The 22,141-nt window shown below is 70.2% G+C and carries 17 protein-coding genes; 4 read left to right on the top strand and 13 right to left on the bottom strand.

Features of this window, described 5'->3' with window-relative positions:
* Positions 1-38: 38 nt before the first annotated feature.
* The 4 genes from KME78_RS59900 to KME78_RS59885 all read right to left on the bottom strand — a co-directional run bounded on the left by KME78_RS59900 (position 39) and on the right by KME78_RS59885 (position 5,949).
* The gene (locus KME78_RS59900; protein ID WP_219539252.1) at positions 39-701 is read right to left on the bottom strand and encodes a M15 family metallopeptidase; all 663 of its coding nucleotides are present in this window, start codon (positions 699-701) and stop codon (positions 39-41) included.
* 62 nt (positions 702-763) lie between these two features.
* Positions 764-3,766 carry an AfsR/SARP family transcriptional regulator gene (locus tag KME78_RS59895; RefSeq protein ID WP_219539251.1) on the bottom strand — a complete coding sequence of 1,001 codons (3,003 nt, stop codon included), beginning with the start codon at positions 3,764-3,766 and terminating at the stop codon, positions 764-766.
* Positions 3,767-3,865: 99 nt separating this feature from the next.
* Positions 3,866-5,359: an arabinofuranosidase catalytic domain-containing protein gene (locus tag KME78_RS59890; RefSeq protein WP_219539250.1), complete on the bottom strand. Its 1,494-nt coding sequence runs from the start codon at positions 5,357-5,359 to the stop codon at positions 3,866-3,868.
* A 194-nt stretch (positions 5,360-5,553) separates the two neighbouring features.
* A complete protein-coding gene (locus KME78_RS59885; RefSeq protein ID WP_219539249.1) occupies positions 5,554-5,949 on the bottom strand; it encodes a hypothetical protein in 396 nt (131 codons plus the stop codon).
* A 356-nt stretch (positions 5,950-6,305) separates the two neighbouring features.
* Here KME78_RS59885 and KME78_RS59880 point away from each other — a divergent pair, with 356 nt between their 5' ends.
* Entirely contained in the window at positions 6,306-8,180 is a 1,875-nt protein-coding gene (locus KME78_RS59880) for a CASTOR/POLLUX-related putative ion channel (RefSeq protein ID WP_219539248.1), read from the top strand.
* A gap of 40 nt (positions 8,181-8,220) precedes the next feature.
* Here KME78_RS59880 and KME78_RS59875 read toward each other — a convergent pair whose 3' ends face one another.
* The 3 genes from KME78_RS59875 to KME78_RS59865 form a co-directional block, all read right to left on the bottom strand.
* Positions 8,221-8,832: a class I SAM-dependent methyltransferase gene (locus KME78_RS59875; protein WP_219539247.1), complete on the bottom strand. Its 612-nt coding sequence runs from the start codon at positions 8,830-8,832 to the stop codon at positions 8,221-8,223.
* On the bottom strand, positions 8,829-9,467 hold the full coding sequence (locus KME78_RS59870) for a TIGR04282 family arsenosugar biosynthesis glycosyltransferase (protein ID WP_219539246.1): 639 nt from the start codon (positions 9,465-9,467) through the stop codon (positions 8,829-8,831). The genes KME78_RS59875 and KME78_RS59870 overlap by 4 nt, the downstream gene beginning before the upstream one ends.
* 112 nt (positions 9,468-9,579) lie before the next feature.
* Positions 9,580-10,596 carry an NAD(P)-dependent alcohol dehydrogenase gene (locus KME78_RS59865; protein WP_219539245.1) on the bottom strand — a complete coding sequence of 339 codons (1,017 nt, stop codon included), beginning with the start codon at positions 10,594-10,596 and terminating at the stop codon, positions 9,580-9,582.
* 149 nt (positions 10,597-10,745) lie between these two features.
* Here KME78_RS59865 and KME78_RS59860 point away from each other — a divergent pair, with 149 nt between their 5' ends.
* Complete coding sequence (locus tag KME78_RS59860; RefSeq protein WP_219539244.1) at positions 10,746-11,450, top strand: TetR/AcrR family transcriptional regulator C-terminal domain-containing protein; 705 nt, start codon at positions 10,746-10,748, stop codon at positions 11,448-11,450.
* 38 nt (positions 11,451-11,488) lie between these two features.
* On the opposite strand, the gene KME78_RS59855 is transcribed toward KME78_RS59860, so the two are convergent.
* From KME78_RS59855 to KME78_RS59830, 6 genes are all read right to left on the bottom strand, one after another.
* Positions 11,489-12,202: a glycosyltransferase family 2 protein gene (locus KME78_RS59855; protein ID WP_219539243.1), complete on the bottom strand. Its 714-nt coding sequence runs from the start codon at positions 12,200-12,202 to the stop codon at positions 11,489-11,491.
* The gene (locus tag KME78_RS59850) at positions 12,199-13,194 is read right to left on the bottom strand and encodes an NAD-dependent epimerase/dehydratase family protein (RefSeq protein WP_308127570.1); all 996 of its coding nucleotides are present in this window, start codon (positions 13,192-13,194) and stop codon (positions 12,199-12,201) included. Before KME78_RS59850 ends, KME78_RS59855 begins: the two co-directional genes overlap by 4 nt.
* Before the next feature lie 129 nt (positions 13,195-13,323).
* Positions 13,324-14,622 carry a DUF1440 domain-containing protein gene (locus KME78_RS59845; RefSeq protein ID WP_219539242.1) on the bottom strand — a complete coding sequence of 433 codons (1,299 nt, stop codon included), beginning with the start codon at positions 14,620-14,622 and terminating at the stop codon, positions 13,324-13,326.
* A gap of 7 nt (positions 14,623-14,629) precedes the next feature.
* Positions 14,630-16,576: an NAD(P)/FAD-dependent oxidoreductase gene (locus tag KME78_RS59840; RefSeq protein ID WP_219539241.1), complete on the bottom strand. Its 1,947-nt coding sequence runs from the start codon at positions 16,574-16,576 to the stop codon at positions 14,630-14,632.
* Complete coding sequence (locus tag KME78_RS59835) at positions 16,573-17,682, bottom strand: molybdopterin-dependent oxidoreductase (RefSeq protein ID WP_219539240.1); 1,110 nt, start codon at positions 17,680-17,682, stop codon at positions 16,573-16,575. The genes KME78_RS59840 and KME78_RS59835 overlap by 4 nt, the downstream gene beginning before the upstream one ends.
* Positions 17,679-19,007 carry a glycosyltransferase 87 family protein gene (locus KME78_RS59830; protein WP_219539239.1) on the bottom strand — a complete coding sequence of 443 codons (1,329 nt, stop codon included), beginning with the start codon at positions 19,005-19,007 and terminating at the stop codon, positions 17,679-17,681. Before KME78_RS59830 ends, KME78_RS59835 begins: the two co-directional genes overlap by 4 nt.
* A gap of 279 nt (positions 19,008-19,286) precedes the next feature.
* On the opposite strand from KME78_RS59830, the gene KME78_RS59825 reads away from it, so the two are divergent.
* On the top strand, positions 19,287-20,747 hold the full coding sequence (locus KME78_RS59825) for a glycosyltransferase family 39 protein (RefSeq protein WP_219539238.1): 1,461 nt from the start codon (positions 19,287-19,289) through the stop codon (positions 20,745-20,747).
* Positions 20,748-20,831: 84 nt separating this feature from the next.
* Entirely contained in the window at positions 20,832-22,136 is a 1,305-nt protein-coding gene (locus tag KME78_RS59820; protein WP_308127569.1) for a molybdopterin-dependent oxidoreductase, read from the top strand.
* Positions 22,137-22,141: the final 5 nt, after the last annotated feature.

Here is a 22,141-nt window from a genome sequence, read left to right as displayed (position 1 = left end):
ACCGCCGCGGTGATCATCGATCACCGCGGCGGTCGAACTCATGTACGCGGCGACCACTCGATCAGGGAGTGCAGGGCCGCGGCAGCGCCGGTGGTCAGGGCCCAGTAACGATCGCCGTACGACCAGTGCCACCACTCCGTCGGGTAGTTGACGAACCCGGCCGCGGACATGACGCCGATGAGGATCTCCCGGTTGGCGCGGGCGTGCTTGGAGATGTTCGGCGCGGCCGTGTAGCAGGCGTCGTCGCTCTCCTCCGGGCTGGCGTTCACCTCGGTGCCCATGTCCAGCTCGGCGCCGTCGCCGGTGCACAGGGTGAGGTCCACCGCCGCGCCGCAGACGTGCGGGCCGATGTGGGGCGGTGCCAGGGAACGGCTGGCCTGCACGTACACGTGCTCAGGCGACCAGTCGGGGTTGTCCGCGCCGAGCTGCGAGGCGTACCGCTGGAAGTACCGTTCCTGCAGCGCGGGCGGCCGGTACGCCTCGACCACGAGCAGCCGCAGTCCGTCGGGCAGGCCGTTCTGGGCGCGCAGGAGGCGATCGACGTGACCTTGGCGGACGTGCGCGTACGCTCCGCCGGGGTCGGCCATCCGCTGGTCCAGCCGCAGGCCGGGGACGGTGCGCAGGTCCGCCAGCGGCTCCGCGCGATCTTCGACGGGGATCTCGCTGATTCTGGGGTCTGACATGAGGACGATGTCCGGCACGACGCTCTCCTTGCACAGAAAAGGGGCTGTTTAGGAGGACGTTGAGCGAGGGCGCTCCAAATTCACTCCAGAAAGCCACCAGACGAGCGCAGTTCGCCGTACTCGCGGGTGCCGTACTCGGCGAAGACGGCGAGCGCCGCGGCTCGCATGGAGGCGGCGGCTGGGGCGTCCCCGGCCGCCTCGCGCGCGGCGGCCAGGTCGCGCAGGGTGCGGGCGCGGAACAGCGGCAGCCCCAGCCGGTCCCACAGCGCGACGGCCCGGCCGAGATGCTCCTCGGCCTGCGCGTGCCTGCCGTGGGCCAGGTGCAGCTCACCGACGGTCCGCTCGACGAGCGCCATCCCGAACCGGTCGTCGTTCCGTTCGCACACCTCCATCGCCTCCCGCAGTTCGGGCAGGATGCCGGCGTCGCCGCCGAGCCGGATGCGGGTCTTGGCCAGGGCCTGCACGCAGTACGCGAGCATCAGCGGGTCGCCCGCCTCACGCAGCAGGGCCACCGCCCGCGCGCACAGCTCCTCGGCCCGGCCGAACTCGCCGACGGCCCGGTGGACCAGGCCGATGCTCCGCAGCGTGATCCCCTCGCTGCGCTTGCTGCCCAGCCGGCGGAAGGCGGCCAGGGCGTCGTCGAGCAGCGCGTGCGCGGCGGCGAACTCGCCCTGTTCGAGCAGCACTGATCCGGCCAGCCGGTTGACGTGCCCGATCCCGGCGTCGTCGCCGAGCGAGCGGAACACCTCCGCCGCGTCCCGCAGGTGGGCCAGCGCCGCGGCCAGGTCGCCCAGCTCGCGGCAGGCGTTGCCGATGCCGGCGACGGCCACCGCCTGCCCGTGCGCGTCGCCGCCCGCGCGCAGCAGCGGCAGCGCCTGGTGGAAGAACGCCTGCGCCTCCGAATAGCGGTCCTGCCGGTAGCGGAGCTGGCCGAGTCCCACCAGCAGCGTCGCCTCGGCCAGCGGATCGCCCGCCCGCCGTGCCGCGCCCAGCGCCGACTCGTGCGTACGCCGCCACTCCTCGAAACGGGTGTCCACGGAGAACGAGGAGGAGCACAGGGCGGCGGCCACCTCGCAGGCCACCTCGTGCAGGTTCATGGCGGCCGCCCGCTCCACCGCGACGACCAGGGCGGGGCTCTCGGCGCTGAACCACGTGACCAGGTCGGCCACGTCCGCGTCGACGGGCCTGGCCATGGCATACTCGCGCCGCAGCGTCAGCGCGCCCGGCGGCCGGGCGGCGGCGGCCCGGGTGATCAGCCACAGCCAGCCGCCCAGGGCGCGGTTCACGGCCGCCGCGCGCTCCTCGGGCGGCTCTTCGGCCTCGGCGCGTTCGGCCGCGTACACGCGGAGGAGGTCATGTAATCGGTAGCGGGCCTGCCCGGCCGCGTCCACGGCGACATCGTCGAGGAGTTGGGCGTCCATCAGGCGTTCGACGGCCTCCTCGGCCTCGGTCTCGGGCACGTCCAGGAGCGCCGCGGGCACCCAGGACGCGAAGTCGGGCACGCCCAGCAGCCCGAGCAGGCGGAACGCCCGTTTCGCTCCCTCGTCGAGCCCTCGGTAGCTGAGCGCGACGCTGGCCCGTACCTCCAGGTCGCCGGCGGTGAGCTCGTCCAGGCGGCGGTGTTCGTCGGCCAGACGTCCGGCCAGCGTCGCGAGCGGCCAGTTCGGGCGGGCGGCCAGCCGCGCGCCCGCCGTGCGCAGCGCGAGCGGCAGATGACCGCAGAGGCGGACGATGTGCGCGGCCGCCTCCGTCTGCGCCCGTACGCGCTCAGGACCGGCGATGCGGGCGAGCAGGTCCACTGCCGCAGGGGTGTCGAAGACGTCGAGATCGCTCACCCGCACCCCGTCCAGGCCGGCGAGCCTGCGCCTGGCCGTGATCAGCACGGCGCAGGTGGGGCTGCCCGGGAGCAGGGGGCGTACCTGCTGCTCGGAGCCAGCGTCGTCGAGCACCACGAGCACCCGCCGACCGTGCAGGGCGCTGCGGTAGGCGTCCACGCATTCGGGCACCGTCGACGGAATCGCGGACGGCGGCAGGCCGAGCGCCCGCAAGAAACGGCCGAGCACCTCCAAAGCCGGGGCCGGAGAGCCGGTGACGCCACGCAGGTCGGCGTAGAGCTGCCCGTCGGGGTAGGCCGGGGACGCCTGGTGGGCGGCCTTCACCGCGAGCGTCGACTTGCCGACTCCGCCCTTGCCGGAGATGACGCACACCGTGACCGTGTCGCTGGGGGCGCCGAGCAGGGCGGTCAGCTCCGCGAGCTGGCGCTGCCTGCCGGTGAAGTCGGCGACCCCGCGGGGCAGGTGTGCCGGGACCGGCTGTGATTTGGGCAGCGCCGGAGCGGGGTCCAGGGCGGGGTCCGCGCGCAGCACCGCCTCGTACAGTTCCTGCAGCTCGGGGCCGGGATCTACGCCCAGCTCGTCGGCCAGCGCCTTGCGGCCCTCGTGGTAGACCGCCATCGCGTCGGCCTGGCGGCCCAGCTGGTACAGGGCCCTCATGAGCAGGGCTCGGGGGCGCTCTCTGGTGGGGTGCAGGCGAACCAGCTCGGTGAGCTCGCCGGCCGCCTCCGCGTGCCTGCCCAGCGCCAGCTCCGCGTGAAGCAGCTCCTCCTGGACGAGCAGCCGCGTCTCGTCGAGGCGGGCGGCCTCGCCGCGCAGCACGTGCCCGATGCCGCCGAGCGCCGATCCGCGCCACAGCGCCAGCGCCGCGCGCAGGCTCTCGGCCGCGCGGTCGTGCCCACCGTCCGCCGCGTGCCGCCGGCCTTCGGCGACCATCCGCTCGAACGACTCCATGTCGAGCCGGCCGGGCTGGAACCGGGCCGCGTACCCGGGCGGCCTGGTCTCGATCACCTCCGCCTCGCCACTGTCCGCGAGCGTGCGGCGCAGGCCGTACACGTACGTCTGGACGAGCGCGGAGGCGCTGCGCGGCGGGTCGTCGCCCCACAGCACGTCCACGAGCCGCTCACTGGAGACGACCTTCCCGTCGGCCAGCAGCAGCGCGGCCAGGAGGGCGCGGGGTTTCGGGCCGCCCAGCGCCAGGCGCTTGCCGCCGTCCCAGGCTTCGACGGGGCCGAGCAGACGGAACTCCACTGATCCCCCTCGGGGAGGTGACCTTGTCCCCGCAGTGATAACACCGCGGGACCGCGTACGCCACCGCCCCGGGGAGGAAATCGGTCAGGCAGTGGTGCCCTACGGTGCGATCGACCAGAGCTGGCAGGTGTTGTTGAGCCACATCCACAGCCGGGCCGGGGTGCCGTTCGCCGTGCCGCAGTTCTGGTCGTCGAGCACCATGCCGCTGTTCTCGACCACCAGCTCGTATCGGCCGTTGCCCGCGGGGATGACCGCCCACTGCTGGCACGTGTTGCCGAGCGGCTCCCACAGGTTGACGGCCGTGCCGAGGGCCAGCCCGCAGTTGACCGCGTCGAGCACCTTGCCGGCGTTGACGTTGGTGATCGTCCACTTGTTCGCACCGACGCTGTTGAAGCGCCACTGCTGGCAGGTGTTGCCGAGCGCCTGCCACTGGTCGATCTGCGTGCCGTTGGCCGTGCCGCAGTTGACGGCGTCGAGCACCTTGCCGCTGGTGAGGTTCGTGAGCCGGTAGGTGGCTCCGTTCACGGGGAAGGTGACGCTCTTGCCGTAGCCGACGGAGACGACGTTGGCCTGCACGGCGTTCTCCGTGGCGTCGCTCGGATAGCCGCTGGTCATCACGCCTTCGAAGAACGATCCGACGGAGCCGTTGCTGTTGTCGCCGCCGATGCCGAGGATGATCGCGCCTTGCTTGGTCATCGGGCGGTAGCCGGCCTGGGTCGGCAGCCCTCCGTTGTACCGTGTCGCCAGGCTGCCCGACTGCGCGTTGCCGTCCTTGATGGCGTACGTCGAGGTGCCGTTGTTCTTCAGCATCGCCGTCACGAATGCGGAGCTACGGCCGGTGTTCGCGGTCCAGGAACCGTTGCCGCCGGCGAACAACCCGTTCTCGAGGTCCGCGGCGACGCGCGGTCCGCCCGCGCACGGTGAGAACCAGCACAGCGTGCCGAAGTAGATCGCGTCCATGTCGCCGTTGCCGGTGTCCATGTTGTTGGTCTCGGCGTTGCCGTAGTCGAAGCAGCACCGGTTGTTGACGTGGGTGCCCTCGGTCACCATGTACATGCCCTCGGGCTGGCTGCCGGTGGCGACGCCGTTCGTCGCGTTGTTGCGGTAGCCGTTGCCCGCGGAGATGTAGACGCCGTAGACCTTGTGGCCACCTGCCGTCACGGGCAGAGCCGCCGCGTTCGCGCCTTGGTCGGCCGTGGGATTGGCGCCGCCGCCGGGAGCGATCGTGAGGTCGTTGTGGCGCGACGTCTGGTCGTAGATGCGAACGATCGTGCAGTACGTGCCCGAGCAGAAGGAGTCCTGGGTCGCGGCGTTCGCGTAACCGCCGGCGCTGAGCACGCCGATGTTGGTCGTCGCACCGTCGGACCAGCGCCGCACCTGGTAGAGCGCCCCGTTGTAGGAGCCGAACAGCGCACGGGTGGTGCTGTGAGCGGCGACGCACGGCGTGCCGCCGCTCGCGTAGATGTCGCAGGACAACGTGCCGGCCGCCTGCGCCGTGCCTGGCACGGTGACCAGCGCGGTGACGACGAGCGCCGCGAGGGAGGCGGCGGTGAGGGCCGTTCGCCGCCAGTGGCGTAGAGACCAGAAACCCATGGTGTGCCTTTCGTGTGCGGCGAGAGAGCGCGGTGACCATTGGGGGTGAGCAAATATTGTTAGCGCTAACATTTTCTATGGAGGAGGTTCTATTGTTAGCGCTAACATAAGGATGCGCACGTATTTCTATTAGCAACGGGCAATTGGGTTTCCGCTGTGTTTCGACCAAAGTGTCATCAACGACACGGCGACTGTCAATACCCGGCGAATGGTCCTATACCTTCGTCGATTGCGTGCGAGGCGACGCGCTGAATGGCCCGGACGGCGATCTCGGGCTGGTCGAGGTAGATGTAGTGCCCGCTGTTCTTGGCGGTGCTCAGCTTGCTGCGGCTGGACAGGCCGAGCCACCTGCGTTGGCCCGCGGTCCACGCCCGCTCCAGGCGCGGCCCGTAGGTGGGGATGGCCGAGAGGTACGGCTTGCCGTGCCGGATTACCTCGACCGGGATGTTGTCGGCGGAACGGACCTTGCCGTCGGTGATGACGAGCTTCTCCGGGTTCTGTCCCTTGAAGATCGCGAGGTTCTGGGCGCGTACCTCGGCCGCCGGGCCCTTGGCGGAGGCGGGGATCGTCCTGGTGCGGTCGGCGATCATGGTCGAGGGTGGCGGCGAAGGGGTCCCAGTCCGCCGCCGAGCCGATTCACGCGGCGATGCGGTGGGGAAGCGGCCGAAGCGCTGCGGCCGCGACGTAACGCTAGGGAGTCGACAGCCCCGCGATCGTCACCACGTGGTGGACATTCGCCGGTAGCTCGCACGGGGGACAGGTACGCCGCGCCCGTCCCCGGAGCACCGGCCACCTTGCCCCGGCGCCGCGGTGTAAGGGAGTTGCAAGTGATGGGAAAGCATCAAAGGGACAATTGTGGCGATTGATAGTATTCGCGCTTCCCTGGCCACTTCCTCTCAGCTCGCCAGCAGCTTTCAGGTGGCCGGGCCGACAGGACAGGGTTGTCATGGCCACACGACGAGAACGTCTGCGCTACCGGTTCGACAACAGCATGTCGAAAGGCACACCGGCGCTCATCGGCTGGCTCGCGCTGGTCACCGTCGTCATGGTCACGGTGTTCGCGGGCCTGTCCATGCTCTTCGCCGACAACGACGTGCACAACAGCTGGTACGAAGCGCTGTGGGGCAGCCTCATGCGCGCGATGGATGCCGGCACTGTGGCGGGCGACAACGAGGGCAGCACGATCTTCACGATCCTCGGGTTCTCCATCACGATCGGCGGGCTGCTCATCGTCTCCAGCCTCGTCGGCGTGCTCACCACAGGGCTGGACAACAAGCTGACCGAGCTGCGCAAGGGCCGCTCCAGAATCGTCGAGTCCGGCCACACGGCGCTGATCGGCTGGTCGGACCAGATCTTCACGATCATCCCGGAGCTGGTCGAGGCCAACGAGAGCGAGGCCAAGTCCTGCATCGCCATCCTCGGCGACGGCGACAAGCTGGAGATGGAGGAGGAACTGCGGGCCCGGGTCGGCGACACCGGAAAGACCCGGATCGTCGTACGCAGCGGCAGCCCGGCCGAGCCGTCCGACCTCGACCTGCTCAGCCTGGACACCGCCCGCTCGATCATCGTGCTCTCACCGCCCGGCGAGGACTCCGACGCGCACGTCGTCAAGACGCTGCTCGCGCTGACCAACCGCAACTGGCGCAGGCGGCGCCCGCCGATCATCGCCTCGGTGATCGACACGAACAACCTGGCCGCCGCCGAGCTGGCTGGAGGCGGCCACGCACAGGTGGTCGACAGCGACGACATCGCCTCACGACTCATCGTCCAGACCTCCCGCCAGTCGGGCTTGTCGGTGGTCTGCACAGATCTGCTGGACTTCGGCGGCGACGAGATCTACATGCGGGTCGAGCCGAAGCTGATCGGCTTCCCGTACGGGGAGGCGCTGTTCGCCTACGGGACCGCCTCCCTGATCGGGATCCGGCACGGCGACGGCTCGGTGGTACTGAATCCGCCGATGGACACCCAGATCATGGACGGCGACCAGATGATCGTGATCGCCGAGGACGACTCGACCATCCGGCTCGTCCGCAGCTTCCCGCCCATCGTCCAGCAGGCGATCACCCACCCCACTCGCCAGCCCTTGCCCCCGGAGAACACGCTCCTCCTGGGCTGGAACAAGCGCGCCCCGAAGGTCGTCACCGAGCTCGCTCAGTACGTCTCGCCCGGCTCGGCGCTGAACATCGCGGCCGGCGTCATCGAGGACGAGCACCTGGAGCGGCTCACCGCCGGACTGAGCAACCTGACGGTGAACGTCAAGGAGTGCGACACCACCGACCGGATCGCGCTGGAGTCGCTGAACCCGGGCATGTTCGACCACATCATCGTGCTGGCCGACGGGCATCTGGAGCCGCAGTACGCCGACTCGCGGACCCTGGTCACCCTGCTGCACCTGCGCGACATGGGCTCCCGGACCGGGCAGCGGTTCCCGATCGTCAGCGAGATGAACGACGACCGCAACCGCCGCCTGGGCCAGGTCACCCAGGCCGACGACTTCGTGGTCGGCGACAAGCTGATCAGCCTGCTGATGACCCAGCTCTCGGAGAACCCGCACCTGGGCGCCGTGTTCGACTACCTGTTCGATGCCGAGGGTTCGGAGATCTACCTCAAGCCCGCCACCGACTACGTTCACCCCGGCGTGACGGTCAGCTTCGCCACCGTCATCGCCTCGGCGCGGATGCGCGGCGAGACCGCCATCGGCTACCGGCTGCAGGTCGAGTCCACCGCTCCACCCAACTTCGGCGTGGTGCTCAACCCCGGCAAATCTGATCCGGTCACGCTCGGGCCCCGCGACATGGTCATCGTCCTCGCCGAAGATTGATTCCTTGCCGGCCAGAGGATCCTGTGGGCCGTTCGAAGACTTAGCGTAGTTCGGCGAACCAGCGGCCGGCCTCCGGCCAGCAGTCGGTCACATCGAAGCCGCCCAGCTGGGCGGTGCGCCTGATGTCGTCGGCGGAGACCACCGCCCAGGCGAACCAGTCGCCCACGACATCGTCGCGGCGCAGCCGTACCCGGTCGACACGGCTGCTCACCCCCGGCGGGTCGACCTCGACGATGGCCCGGCCGCCCGGGCGTACCAGCTCTCTGACTCTGCGCAGCAGGACGCCGGGATGGCCGCCGATCCCGATGTTGCCGTCGGCGAGCAGGGCCGTCTCCCAGCGGCCGCTGCCGGGCAGTTCGTCGAAGACGCTGCGGCGCAGCGCGAAGCCGCCCGCTCGGCGGGTCAGGTGTACGGCGTGCGGGGTGATGTCGATGCCGAGGGCCGGGATGCCGCGGCGGTTGAGCGCGACGGTGAGCCGGCCTGGGCCCGAGCCGATGTCCAGGGTGGGACCGGTGCATCGCCGCAGCATGGTCTCGTCGCCGTCGATGGGCTCGAACCAGCGGGTGGCCTCCAGGAGGGTGCGGGTGCCGTCAACGTACTCGAGCTCGGCGGAGGCTCCGGCCAGCGCGTCGGCGTAGATCTCGCCCATCATCGCAGGGCGACCGCCGCCAGTTCGCGGAGCACCTGGGCGAAGCGTGAGGCCGGGGCGTCGGAGGCGACCCGGGCGGCGTCGGCCGCGGTGTCCACGTCGGTCAGTTCGGGCAGGTGCCGCACACTCAGCCCTGCCCCGCTGAGGCGTTCGAGTTGCGCCCGTCCGGTGTGGGGCTGCGACATGGGCACGCCGAGCAGCAGATCGGGATCAGGGTGACGCAGCCCCAGCAGCCAGAAGCCGCCGTCGGCGGCGGGCCCGAAGACCGCATCGTCTTCGCTCAGTCCCTGTATGGCCGTGTGCAGCAGTTCGGGGGTTACTTGGGGGGTGTCCATGCCGATCAGCACCATCGGCTCCGGCCAGAGCCGGTAGGTGTCGGCGAACGCCGCGGCGAGGCGCTCGTCCAGCCCAGACCCGCGCTGGGGGATCACCTCGAAGCCTGCGGGCAGCCAGCCGCCGGGCAGGCCGTCCAGGACCAGCACCCGCCGGGTGGCGGGTGTCGCCGCGACGGTACGCAGGGTGTCCTCTAGCGCGGCCTCGGCCAGCCGAGCCGCCTGAGCCGGGCTGTAGGGCGGTGTCAGGCGGGTCTTCACCCGGCCCGCCACCGGCTCCTTGGCAATGATCACGATCTGCGTCATGCACCTGACGATAAGTGCTGTGACCTGCGTCATCTCTTACAAGGTCGTTACGGCACGGACTTCTTACGGAGTGCGAACGAGGTTCGGCTCGCAGGTGACGGGTCGGATCGCGCTACACGCTGATGGCGACCTTGCCTCGGGCGTGATGGCCCAGCATGTGCGCGACCGCGCTCGCCGCCTGGTCGAGCGGGTAGGTCGTATCGATGACCACCCTGACCTGGCCGGATTCGAGAAGGTGGACGAGCGCGTCGAGGTTCTCCCGGTTCACCGCGAACTTGACGAGCTTGACCTTGGTGGTGCCCTTGCGCATCAGGGTCGCCCGTAGCGTCCTGGGCAGGCCGGCGAGCAGTCCTCCGGTGTTTCCGATGCTGTTCGGGATGAAGACGCCATGTGGTGCCAGCAGCCGGGCCGTGGCCGACGGCGGGCGGTTCAGGACGTTGTCCAGGATGATGTCGTAACGCCGCTGGATCTGGGTGAAGTCCTGCTTGGTGTGGTCGATGACATGGTCGGCTCCGAGCGACCGCACCAGCTCCACGTTGCCGGTGCCGCACACGCCCGTGACCTCGGCGCCGAGCGTCTTGGCGATCTGCACCGCCATCGTGCCCACCCCGCCCGAGGCTCCGTTGACGAGTACCCGCTTGCCGGGGCCGGCTCCGCCCACCTCACGCATCGCGGTCAGCGCGGTCAGCCCGGTCATGACCGACGCGGCTGCCTCCTCGAAGCTGAGGCCGGTCGGCTTGGTCACGAGCTGGCGCTCCGGTGCGACCGTGTATTCCGCGAACGTTCCGGCGCGCGACCCGCTACCCCACAGGGACCCGAGCACCTCGTCGCCGGGCCGCAGATCGTTCACGTCCGGGCCGACGGCCTCCACGACACCGGCGAGATCGCTGCCCCGGATCGGACGAGCCGGCCGCCGTAGCCCGGTACCCAGGCGAAGGACATAGGGGACACCGGCCACCGTGCCCCAGTCCGGGGTGTTCACGCTCGTGGCCCGTAACCGGACGAGGACTTCGCCGGTGCCGGCCTGTGGTCGGTCGATGTGATCGGACCTGAGCACCCGCTCGGGCGCACCGTAACCGTCCTGGACGATGGCCAGCATCGTTGCGGTGCGATCCTTCGTCATCTTCATGTCTCTCCCTGCTGTTCGTGATCCCGTCATGAGGAGGTGGAATGCCGCGACGTGGTAGTCTGCACGCGTCCTTACAGAGTAAGGACATCCATACGTCGTAAGGTAATCCGTACGGCGTAAGGATGTCAATAGGAGGTGCTTTGGGCGACATGAGGCGCAGTGGCAAGCCGAAGAGCGGCATGAAGATCGCCGCGCTGAGCGAGACGAGTACCGAACGCCGCACCCAGCTGACCAGAGAGCGGGTGGTCGCGGCCGCCATCGAACTCGCCGATCGGGACGGCATCGAGGCGGTCAGCATGCGCAGGCTCGCGCAGGAGCTGGGAGTAGAGGCGATGTCCCTCTACACTCACGTCCGCAACAAGGACGACCTGCTGGACGGCATGGTCGACGCCGTGATCGACGAGATCCCGATAACGGCCGACGGCGCCGACTGGAAGACCTCACTCCGCACTACGGTGCTCGCCGCGCGCGGTATCATCCTCCGTCACACGTGGGCGCCCCGCACAGTGGAGACCCGGACCGCACCCGGACCCGCCGTGCCGCGCTACGCCAACGCGGTGATCGGCATCCTCCGCGAAGGCGGCTTCTCCGTCGCGCTGGCACACCACGCCCTGCACATCCTCGGCAGCCGGGTGCTCGGGTTCTCACAAGATCTTTTCGATGAGTCCCCCGACCTCGACCCGGAGGCGGCCGCCCAACTCGTCGCCCAGCTCGGCGCCACCCTTCCGTACGCCGCGGAAATGGCCGTCGCGGTCACCCATGACGGCGTGCTCGGGGCGTGTGACGACGACGTCGAGTTCGAGTTCGCGCTCGACTTCATCCTCGACGGCCTCGACCGGCTCCGGAACCGCTGATCGGCCTGCCTACGCCGCCGTTCCGCGCGAGCGGATTCTCAGCTCCCTGCCCGCCGTCCGGACACTCGTCCTGCCGCCGGCGGTAATGATCCCGGCTTTCGCGTGGCGTTCATGACGCGCCGCATGTCGGCGACCGCCCGCATGGTGCCGCGGACCGTACCGGTGACCTTGGAACGGCCGCTGCGCGGCAGGTAGTCCACCTCGACCTCGGCGATACGCCAACCGGCCTGCGCGGCGCGCAACACCATCTCCAAGGGGTAGCCGAACCGGCGGTCGGTCAGGCCGAGCGCGATCAGCTCCGCTCGGGAGCAGGCTCGCATCGGCCCCAGGTCGTGCAAGGGCGCACCGGTGCGGCGGCGCAGGTTCCTGGCCAGTACGGCGTTGCCGAGGCGGGCGTGGGCCGGCCATGCCGCGCCGGCCCGCGGAATCCTCCTCCCGAGCACCAGGTCGGCCTCACCTGCCAGCACGGAGGCGACCACCTCGGGCAACTGCTGAGGATCGAGCGAGGCATCCGCGTCCATGAAGCAGACGATGTCCGCCGTCGCGGCCAGCAAGCCCGCGTGGCAGGCGGCGCCGAACCCGCGGCGGGGCTCGCTGACCACGCGCGCGCCGAGCTCCGCCGCCACCCTGGCCGAGCCGTCAGTGGAGCCGTTGTCGGCCACGATCGCCCTGTAGCCGGGCGGCATCCGGTCAAGGATCCACGGCAGCGCGGTCTCTTCGTTCAGGCAGGGCAGCACGACGTCAATGGTCATGACATCCCTAGCGGCGCGGTGGCGAACTCTTTCATCCCGTCCGCGAACGTGACCTCGGCGCGGAATCCGAGCTCGGCTCTGGCCCGGTCGGGCGCGGCCACGATATGCCGGACATCGCCCAGCCGGTACTCGCCGGTGACGATCGGTGCGGGTCCGCCGTGCTCGACCGCCAGGGCGGCGGCCATCTCTCCGACGGTGTGCGGGGTGCCGCTGGCGATGTTGTACGCGGTCAAGCCGCCCGGCACCTGTGTGGCCGCGGCCGCGGCCAGGTTCGCCCGGGCGACATCGCGCACGTGCACGAAGTCGCGCAGCTGCCTGCCGTCCTCGAACACCCTCGGCGCGCGGCCCGCCTCCAACGCCGACCTGAAGATCGCCGCCACTCCGGCATAGGGGGTGTCGCGCGGCATCCGCGGACCGTAGACGTTGTGATACCTGAGCGCCACCGCCGTTCCCGCCGTTTCCCGCGCCCAGTTCGCCGCCAGGTGCTCCTGAGCGAGTTTGGTCGTGGCGTAGGCGTTGCGCGGGTCCAGCGGAGCGTCTTCCCCGATGACCGCGTGGCCTACTGTGGCGCGGCACTCCGGGCAGGTCGGCTCGAAGAGGCCACGCCGGAGGTCCTCGGCGGAGCGTGGGCCTGGGCGTACCCGGCCGTGCTCGGGACAGTCGTAGGCGCCCTCCCCGTAGACCACCATCGATGAGGCCAAGACCAGCCGCTCGATGCCGTGTCTGGCCATCGCCGCCAGCAGGACCGCGGTGCCGTACACGTTGACCGCCGCGTAGTCGGGCAGATCAGAGACGTCCACGCCCAGACCCACCTTGGCGGCCTGGTGCACCACCAGATCCACGCCCGGCAGAGCCCGATCCAGGACCGCCTCGTCCCGTACGTCGGGACCGTCCTTCAGATCGAGTCGCACCACTTCGTGCCCGGCCGCTTCGAAGGCCTCGACGACATGACTACCGATGAATCCGGACGAGCCGGTGACCATGACCTTCACCTGGCTGACGTTAGCTGTGGATACCGCGCGTTGTCAGAGCCGCCACGGCCGCGTTCGCAAGCCGTAAGAACTGCGGTGCACCGCTTCGACATGAAGCACTTTCTGAACCCCACCGCGGGTGGCCACATCTCAAGCCACCACCAGCGTCGGGATGATGGCCGCGAGAAGCAGGACGAGCGTCCAGATGGCCGGGGCGGAGCCGAGCGTCTGCTCCCGCAGCGCAATCGCGCGTTCTGCGGCGGCCTGGCCACGGGTGAGCCACCACGGGCTGGTCCGCTCTTCCAGGCGCTGGTAGCCGACGCCGAGCACGGCGCCGAAGGCCAGGTGCCCGACCAGGGCGGGGGAATCGGCCGCCAGCAGGGCGGCCGACCACTGCGGATGGCCGCCCTGCAGGACAGGCCACAGGGTCAGCGAGCCGAGGAGCCACCACAGGAATCCGTATGACAGGCCCCAGCCGATCCCCGATGCCGGATCGAAGCTACGCCCGCGGAAGAAGAGCGCATAGGACGTCCCGGCGGCCAGTCCCTCCACAAGTCCGAGCGGGCCGGTGAAGAGCGTCGCGATCAGGCCGCCGGCCAGCCCGAAGGTCCCGCCGTAGCAGGCGGCTCTGAGTCTGGAGACGCCGAACCGGTCAGGGCGCAGCCGCCGTACGTCGTCCACGAACAGCACTCGACCCAGCCCGCCCAGCCAGGTGAAGACCGCGCCCGTGCCTGCCCCCAGCAGCAGGTAGCCGACCAGATCCGGCAACGCCGCGCGGACCGCGCCGATCGACCAGTCCAGCCGACCACCGGCCAGCAGGGCCGGAGCAGTGAGGACCAGAAGGATCCACCAAACGAAGCCGTACACCATGCCGCGGATTAACGCGGGTCCGGTGCCTTCCGGACGTTTGCCGAAGAGCAGGCCGTAGCCGCCGCCGACCGCCAAAGAGGCGTACAGCAGTTCGTACGGGACTTCACCCACCATGATGCCTAGGCTGAAGACCAGGGCGGCGGCGGCCAGCAGCCCGGCCATCACTCCCCGGGCCACGGTGGCGAGGTGGATGCGGATGACCGGGGCCTGGCGCCAGGCGAAGACAGCGGCGGTGACCGCGCCGTAGGCCAGGTGGCCGAACAGGCTCGGGGTCAGGTTCTGGCCGCTGACGAGATCCCAGGTGACCGGCTGACCGAGCAGGATCGGCAGCAGGGTGAGCGGTCCGAGGAACCACCACAGCGCGCCGTACACAAATCCCCAGAACAGCAGCTCACTGGCCGCCGCCCGCTGACGCTCGACGAGGACGCCGAAGCCGGCGCCGATGATCGCCGCGAACAACAGGTGCACGGCGAACCCGAGCCCGACGGAGTCGGTGCGGACGATCGCGGCGACCGTCGGCAGAAACCCGATCTGCGCCATGACAGCCCCGAACACCAGCCCGCCGACCAGGCCGGACACCGCTCCCCTAATCATTGGCGATATCTCTGGGGAAGACCAGGTCGAGCGACCAGTCGAACAGGACGCGGAGCTTCTTCTCCAGCCCGGGCAGCTTGGCCAGGTAGACGGCCCGCCACACCGCCCACGCCGCGAAGCCGGACAGCCTCCGCCCGCGGATCTCCGCGACGGCGGTACGGTGCCCGAGCGCCACCAGGACCCCCAGCGCGCGGTATCGGAACTCCGCCGGCTCGCGTCCGTCGAGCGCGGCGGCGACGTTGTCGGCCGCCACTCTTCCTTGGCGCATCGCGTGCTGGGCCGTCGGCGGGTAGGGCACGCCGTCCGGGCCGGAGATTCGCGCGCAGTCGCCGATCGCCCAGACACCTGCCCGCCCGGGCACGCGCAGCTGGGCGTCGCCGTCTGGCAGCTCGGCCATCAAGGGATGCTGCCGGTTGCCCGCCGTCCAGACGATGGTGCGGGTACGGATTTCCTCGTCCCCGGCGAGGTGTGCGGCGTGCCGCGTGGCCCCGGCTACCCGGGTCTTCAGCCGGACTTCTATCCCCCGCCCGGTCAGTTTGTCCTGCGCGTACGTGCCGAGCGTGGTGCTCAGCTCGGGCAGGATCCGTTCGCCCGCGTGGACGAGCACGAAGCGCGGCTCGTCGGGGTGGATTCCGGGATAGCGGTGGAGCACCCCGTGTACCAGGTCGAACAGCTCGGCGATCAGCTCGGCGCCGGCGAAACCGCCTCCTGCCACCACGAACGTCAGCAGCTCGGGCCGGTCGCCGCCGGCGAGGTCCGCCGCGTCCAGCATCTCCAGGACGTGATCGCGCAGCCGGGTCGCGTCACCGATCGTCTTCAGCGTGAACGCGTGCTCGGCCAGTCCCGGCAGCCCATGGAACGAAGGGATCGAGCCGACGGCCACCACCAGGTGGTCGTACGGCATCGCCGCCCCACCCGCCACCCGGACGGAACGGTTCACGGTGTCGATCGCCTCGACCCGCGCGTGCACGAACGACGCATGGACCAGGGACGCGCGAACCGGCACGCTGATGTGCCTGGCCTCCAGCGCGCTGGCGGCCACCCCGGCGAGCATCGGGGTGAACAGCAACGACGTCGAGTCGCTGATCAGAGTGACCTCGGCAAGCAGCCCGCGCGAGATGAGCCGGTCCAGCCGCCGGGCGGCGCTCATCCCGCCGAAGCCACCGCCGATGATGACCACACGCGCGGCCCGCGTCTCAGGCGGCGCGGCGCGCTGCGGGGGGCGGTTCAGCGCCGCGTACAGAAGGGTGCCGGTGATGCCGCCGAGCAGGACCTCGCCGACCAGCGCGCGGAAGTCCCCTGGCGCGATGGTCCAGGTGGGGCGACCGCCGAGCAGGATAGGCAGCAGGGTCAACTGCCAGCCGACCCAGGCGAGCAGACCCGCGAGCAGACCGCCGGCGAAGGCGTTGGCCAGGCCGTACAGCCGGGTGCCGAAGACACCGCCCAGCACGGCGCCCAGGAGCGCGGCGTGGCCGAGGAAGAGCACCCACCGGGCGGCGTCGATCATGTCGTTGACGGCCATCAGCCCGGCGACGAGCAGACCCGCGGCCAGCCCGGCAGACAGACCCAGCGCCACGGACCTGGACCTGAGCTTGGGAACCAGCGCGACGAGTCCGATCGCGATCAGAACGAGGAGCAGGTCGCGGCCGTAGTCGAGCGGAAGGATCGACGGGTTGTCTGCCCGCCTGCCCAGCGCGAGCACGGTCGGCAGGGTCGCGAGCGTCACCAGGGCCGCCACGATCAGCGCCGCCTTCGTCCACCGGCCCGCGCGGCTCGCGGCCACCCCGACCAGCAGGACCGCGGGCACCAGGACGGCGTCGTGTGCCACCACAACGCCGCCGAACCACCATGCCCAGCCGACCGGGTTACCGTCCAGGACCAGCCCGGTCAGGCCGAGTGCCAGGAGCGCGCCACCGAAGGTGTAGCCGATCCATCTCATGCGACCCTCACCGTGGTGACCCATTTGGTCTGCATGACACCCGGCCGGTTGGGCGCGATCAACCGCACCGGATAGCCGTGGTCAGCGTCGAGCGTCCGGCCGTTGATCTTCAAGGCGAGGAGGGTCAGCGGGTCGTTCCAATGCGGGGGCCGTACCTCGCTGGTGCGGTACGAGCTGCCCCGTTCGAGGGATTCGACCGTCACGAACGCGTCCGGCGCGCCCCCGGCACGCTGGATCAGGTCGCGCAGCCGGATCCCCGACCATTCACATTCCACGCTCCAGCCCTCCACGCACGAGATCGGCAATCGGACCGTGTACTGCGGCAGCCGTACGAGGTCGGCGTAGGTCAGTGACAGCTCCGTACGGACGGCGCCCGTCACGACCAGCCGGTACGCCGGGTCGCCGATCACCCCCATCACCCCGGCGGCGACCGCCGACTTGTTGACCGGCACCGCCTGCGGCCCGATGCCTGGATTGCGCGGCGCCAGCACGGCCAGCCGCTCCAGAGGCGTGACCGTCTCGCCCACGGTGACCAGAGCCGTCAGACCGGCCGCGGCGGCCACCGTGTACAGGAAGCGGCGCCGTTCCGGATCGGTCACGCGGGTCCACAAGTGCCGCCGGACCTTGGCCCACTCGTTGCTGACGTGGATGACGAGTGCGCCGTACACGATGAAGGCCGTCCAGTAGTGTGCCTGGACGAAGCCGAACGGCCACGGGTAGGTGTAGGCGATGTTCAGCAGCCCGGTGACCAGCTGGAACAGCGATCCCGCCACCAGGAAGAGCACGAACAACCGCTCGGCGGCATGCCCGATGGAGCGCACCGGCGGCCACTGCCACAGCTTGGGGTAGACCGTCCACAATTTCGCCAGCAGGAGCGGGACCGTGGCGATGCCGCCGATGACATGCAGTCCCTGGGTGAGGCGGTAGAGGTTCACCGGTCGCGAGGGCCACAGCAGCCAGGCGGGTGGATGCTGCATGAAGTGGCTGAACAGTCCGGTCGCGAAGGCGACGGTGAAGCTGAGCCCCAGCCACATGCCCAGCTTGGCCGCGACCCGCTCGGAACGCAGGCGGCTGGTGAACCTGGCCGACAGGGTCCGGAGAATCATCGCGCCGCTCCCACCTCTTGCGCCGCTCCCCTCTCGTCGACCGTGCGGGAGCGGCGGGCCCGGCTCACGGCCCAGCCGGCGAACACCGCCAGCGCCGCCAGCGTGTAGGCGAGCGTCGCGGGGCCGAACAGGTAGCCCACTGCTCCCGCCAGGGCCACGCCCAGCCATTCCCACCGGCCATCCAGGGCGACCAGCGCGACCACCAGCAGGGCGTACCAGGAGTACTCGGGTGTGAACAGCAGCAGTATGGACCCGCTGATCAGTAACGCACCGCCCCAGGGCCGCTCGGGATCTCCGTAGCGCAGGACGTACAGCACCATCAGCGCCAGCAGCAGTATCGCGGCGAACGGCGCCCACGAGTCCGGCATTACCAGCCGCAACACCGCATACCGCCCCCTCGCCGAGGGGGCCTCGTAGCCTTCCTCCTGGACGTACCCGAACAGGTAGCCCGCCACGGAGCCCCGCGAGATGAGCACATAGGGCAGGTACGTCAGCACGATCACCAGGACGGCAGGCACGGTGGCGGCGGCGATGCGCCGCCAGGCCACCCCGCCCTTGAGCACCCCCGACAGCGCGCCGGGCAACGCGGTCGCGGGGATCAGCTTGGCCGCGATGGCCGCGCCGAGCAGCGCTCCCCGGCCGCGGACCACGCAGTAGGCGAGCACCACGAGCAGCACGCCGAGCATGTCGATGTGCGCGTTGTTCACCGCCTCGGCGGGTACGGCCGGGCACCACGCCCAATAGGCGGCCCGGCCCGCGCCCGCCCATCGCCACAACGCCAGCAGCACCACGATCGCCATCAGCGCCCCGCCGGCCTGCAGCCCCTTGTGCCGTGAACCCTCCGGCGTCAGCCAGTGCACCAGCAGGAAGTACCCCTCCGCCAGCGGCGGGTAGATCGTGTGCACCAAGGGCCGGTTGATCCGGGTGCACACCCCTGGCGAGACCCGGGCCCGATCGGGCGCGTCACAGTCATCCGGGAACAGCCAGCCGTCACGCAACGGGCTCAGCGCCGGATCGGCGGGAGGATGGTCATAGGGCGAGATGCCCGCCGCCTGCACCCGGCCGTCCCACGCGTACCGGTAGGAATCGGTGCTGGTGCTCGGCGGTGCGACCAAGCCGGTGGCGGTCACGATGACGCCACCCGCGACGACCAGCACCGCGCGCTGCCGCGCCGGCACCGACCTGGCCAGCCACAGCGCCACGACGAACAGCCCCCACGCGACCAGGTACCACCGCAGCAGGTCAGGACGCCCGAACGCCATCCTGACCAGGACGGCGACGAGCGCCAGGAGTGTCGCGCCGACATACATCGTGTACCTGCTCACGCCCCGCAGCTTCGCACCGGCCACCGCTCATGAGGCCACGACGGCACGGTTCGTCCGCACTCCGTAAGAAGTCACATGCTGTTCGCGGGGCGTCGGGCGTGGTCACGGGCGAGTCTTGACCGTGTCGGGACCGCTTCGTGCGGCGGCGTCGACCCGGCCGCTGGAACTTCGCCGTTAACGTGACCGGTGTGGCCGCGAACGTCTTCCCGGCATCCGTCCGTGAGTAGTCGCGGGTTTCGAGAACGGCTCAGACCGGCGGCCGTTGCACGGCTTCCGATCTTGCTCGCCGCGGCTGCGGGACTCGTCGCGATCGCGGTGTACGTCGGCATCGCCGTGAGCCGGCTGGGCTATCCGTATGCCCTGGAGTGGCTGGAAGGCAACTCCCTGGTCGAGGTGGAACGGTTGCTCACTGACCGCCCGTTGTACTCCGCTCCGACGGTCGACTACGTACCCGACGCCTATCCTCCGCTGTACTTCGCCGTCTCGGCGGCCCTGGCGGGCGTGCTGGGGGTCTCCTATCTCCCGCTCCGGCTGGTCTCGCTGGCAGCCTCGCTCGGCTGCTTCGTCCTCCTCGCCCGGCTCGTCCAGCGGGAGACCGGGGATCTGGCCGCCGGGGTGGCCGCGGCGGGGCTCTACGCCGCGACCTACTTCGCCGTCGACTCCTGGTTGGACTTCGCCCGGGTGGACTCGCTCTTCCTTCTCCTCAGTCTCGCCGGGCTCTACATGGCCCGGTGGATGCGCCGGCCGGGCGGTGCGGTGGCGGCCGGACTGCTGCTCGCGGCGGCCTTCCTCACCAAGCAGAGCGCGCTCGCCGAGGCGGTGGCGATCGCCGCTGTGCTGCTGCGCGGTCCCCGGCGCCGGCTGGGCGGATGGCTGGCGGTGACGTTCGCTGGAGTGGTGGGCCTGACCACGCTCGTATGGGGCCTGACCAGCCACGGCTGGTACGTGTTCTATGTCTTCGAACTTCTCGCCCAGCACCGGCTCCACCACACCGCGTTCACCGAGTTCTGGACCCGGTACCTGTTGCCCGCCCTCGGCTTCGCGCTGGGAGCGGTCCTGCTCGCGGTGCGGCGGACTCCGCTGCTCATCGGCCTGGGCTGCCTCGCGCTGGTCGTGGAAGGTTACGCCGGCCTCGTGCACGCGGGCGGTGCGGTGAACAACATGCTTCCGGTCTATCTTGCCGTGGCGTTGCTCGCGGGTATCGGGATGGGCGGCTCGACGCCGAGCCCGCGCGGGGCGGTGGCCGGTCTGCTGGTCCTGGCGCAGATCGCCGTCCTGGCCGTGAGCACCTTCGATGCCGACCGGGTGGTTCCGGGCCCCGCCGACCGGCGCGTGGGTGACCGGCTCCGCACGTGGCTGGGGGAGTTCGACGGGCCGGTGGCGGTTTTCGCCGATCCGGGACTGAACGTGGTGGCCGGGCTCCCGCCTGTGGCCCACCGAGCCGCCGCCGCCGACATCCTGCGCGGCACCGACCGCTCCGCCCGGGCGGAGCTCGAACGGAGCATCGCCCGCGCGGTGACCGAACGGCGTTTCGCCGCGATCGTGGTCGGGCGCCGGGCCGATCTCCGGGGATTTCCCCCCGATCTGGCACGGTACTACCACCGCTGCCCTGAGAAGCTGCTGGCGGACGTCCCGAAAGGGGTGTTCCGGCCGATCAGTGGGGGACCTCCGCCGCCTTCGGTCTTGTGGCTCCCCTTGGGGCGGGGTTCCTGCGCGGAGATCGCGCGACGGCTCGGGTGACCGCCGCGGCCCACACCGGCCGCCCCAGTTATGCGATCCCAAATAGGGGTATTTCCGGCAGAACACTTGTTTCGGGGGGATTCGGTGTCAGATCGGAAAAATGTCACCGCTTGGCTGCGAGAACATCCTCCGCCTGGCCCGTTCCGGCCGGGGTTCTGGCGCAGCCCGCTGCGGGGCCCGTGGCTGACCTCGGTTTTCGGGCTCGTCCTGCTGTTCGGGATCCCGATCATCGCGATCACCGGACTGGTGTCCTACGCCGCCTACGATCCGCACCTGCCCATCAACGACACGACCCCCGAAAAGGGATGGCTGGGCTTCTACCTGTTCGACTGGCCGACACATCCGGCCTGGCTGTACCGGGTCACGCAGGGAGTGCACGTCGTCCTGGGACTGGCGTTGACCTCGGTGCTGCTGGCCAAGCTGTGGTCGGTGATCCCCAAGCTGTTCACCTGGCCACCGGCGCGCTCCCCCGCCGAAGCCGTGGAGCGCGCCAGCCTGCTGCTCCTGGTCGGCGGCGCGGTGTTCGAGTTCGCCACCGGCATCCTGAACATCCAGCTCTTCTACGTCTTCCCGTTCTCCTTCTACCCGGCCCACCTGTACGGGGCATGGATCTTCCTGGCGGCCTTCGTCGTCCACGTCGCCTTCAAGCTGCCGAAGATGGTCCGATCGCTGCGATCGCGGAGCTTCCTTCGTGAGCTGCGTACCAGGCTGGACGCCACCCAGCCGGAGCCGCCCGATCCCGATGGCCTGGTTCCTCCGTCTCCGGCGGAGCCCACCATGTCCCGGCGGGGCCTGCTCGCCTTCGTGGGCGGCGCCTCGCTGATCACGCTCGGCCTGTCCGCCGGCCAGACCCTGGACGGGCCGCTGCGCCGTACCGCGCTCCTGGCCCCGCATGGACGGGACTACGGCCCCGGCCCCAACGACTTCCAAGTGAACAAGTCGGCCACCGCCATGGGCGTCCGTCTGGCGGACACCGGCCCGGCATGGCGGCTGGAGCTGGCCGGACCGCATCCGGTCCGGCTGAGCCGCGCCGAACTGCTGGCGATGCCGCTGCACACCTACGCGCTGCCCATCGCGTGCGTGGAGGGATGGTCCACAGAACAGTTGTGGACGGGTGTACGGCTGGCCGATCTGGCCCGGCTCGCGGGGATGGCGCCGGGCACGGCGGAGGTGCTCGTCGTATCCCTGCAACGCGGCGGCTCCTTCCGCCGGGCATCGCTGAGCACGGGCCAGGTGGCCGACCCCCGCTCCCTGCTCGCCTTGCGGGTCAACGGCACCGATCTGTCCCTCGACCACGGTTATCCCGCCAGGATCATCGTCCCGAACGCCCCCGGCGTTCACAACACGAAATGGGTCCGCAGACTCAGCTTCCATCCGTCGGCGAAATGAGTGAC

The organism is Nonomuraea guangzhouensis (genome assembly GCF_019396345.1).
GTDB lineage: Bacteria > Actinomycetota > Actinomycetes > Streptosporangiales > Streptosporangiaceae > Nonomuraea > Nonomuraea guangzhouensis.
Note: the sequence above shows the minus strand (reverse complement) of the source record. Positions and strands in the feature narration are given on the sequence as shown.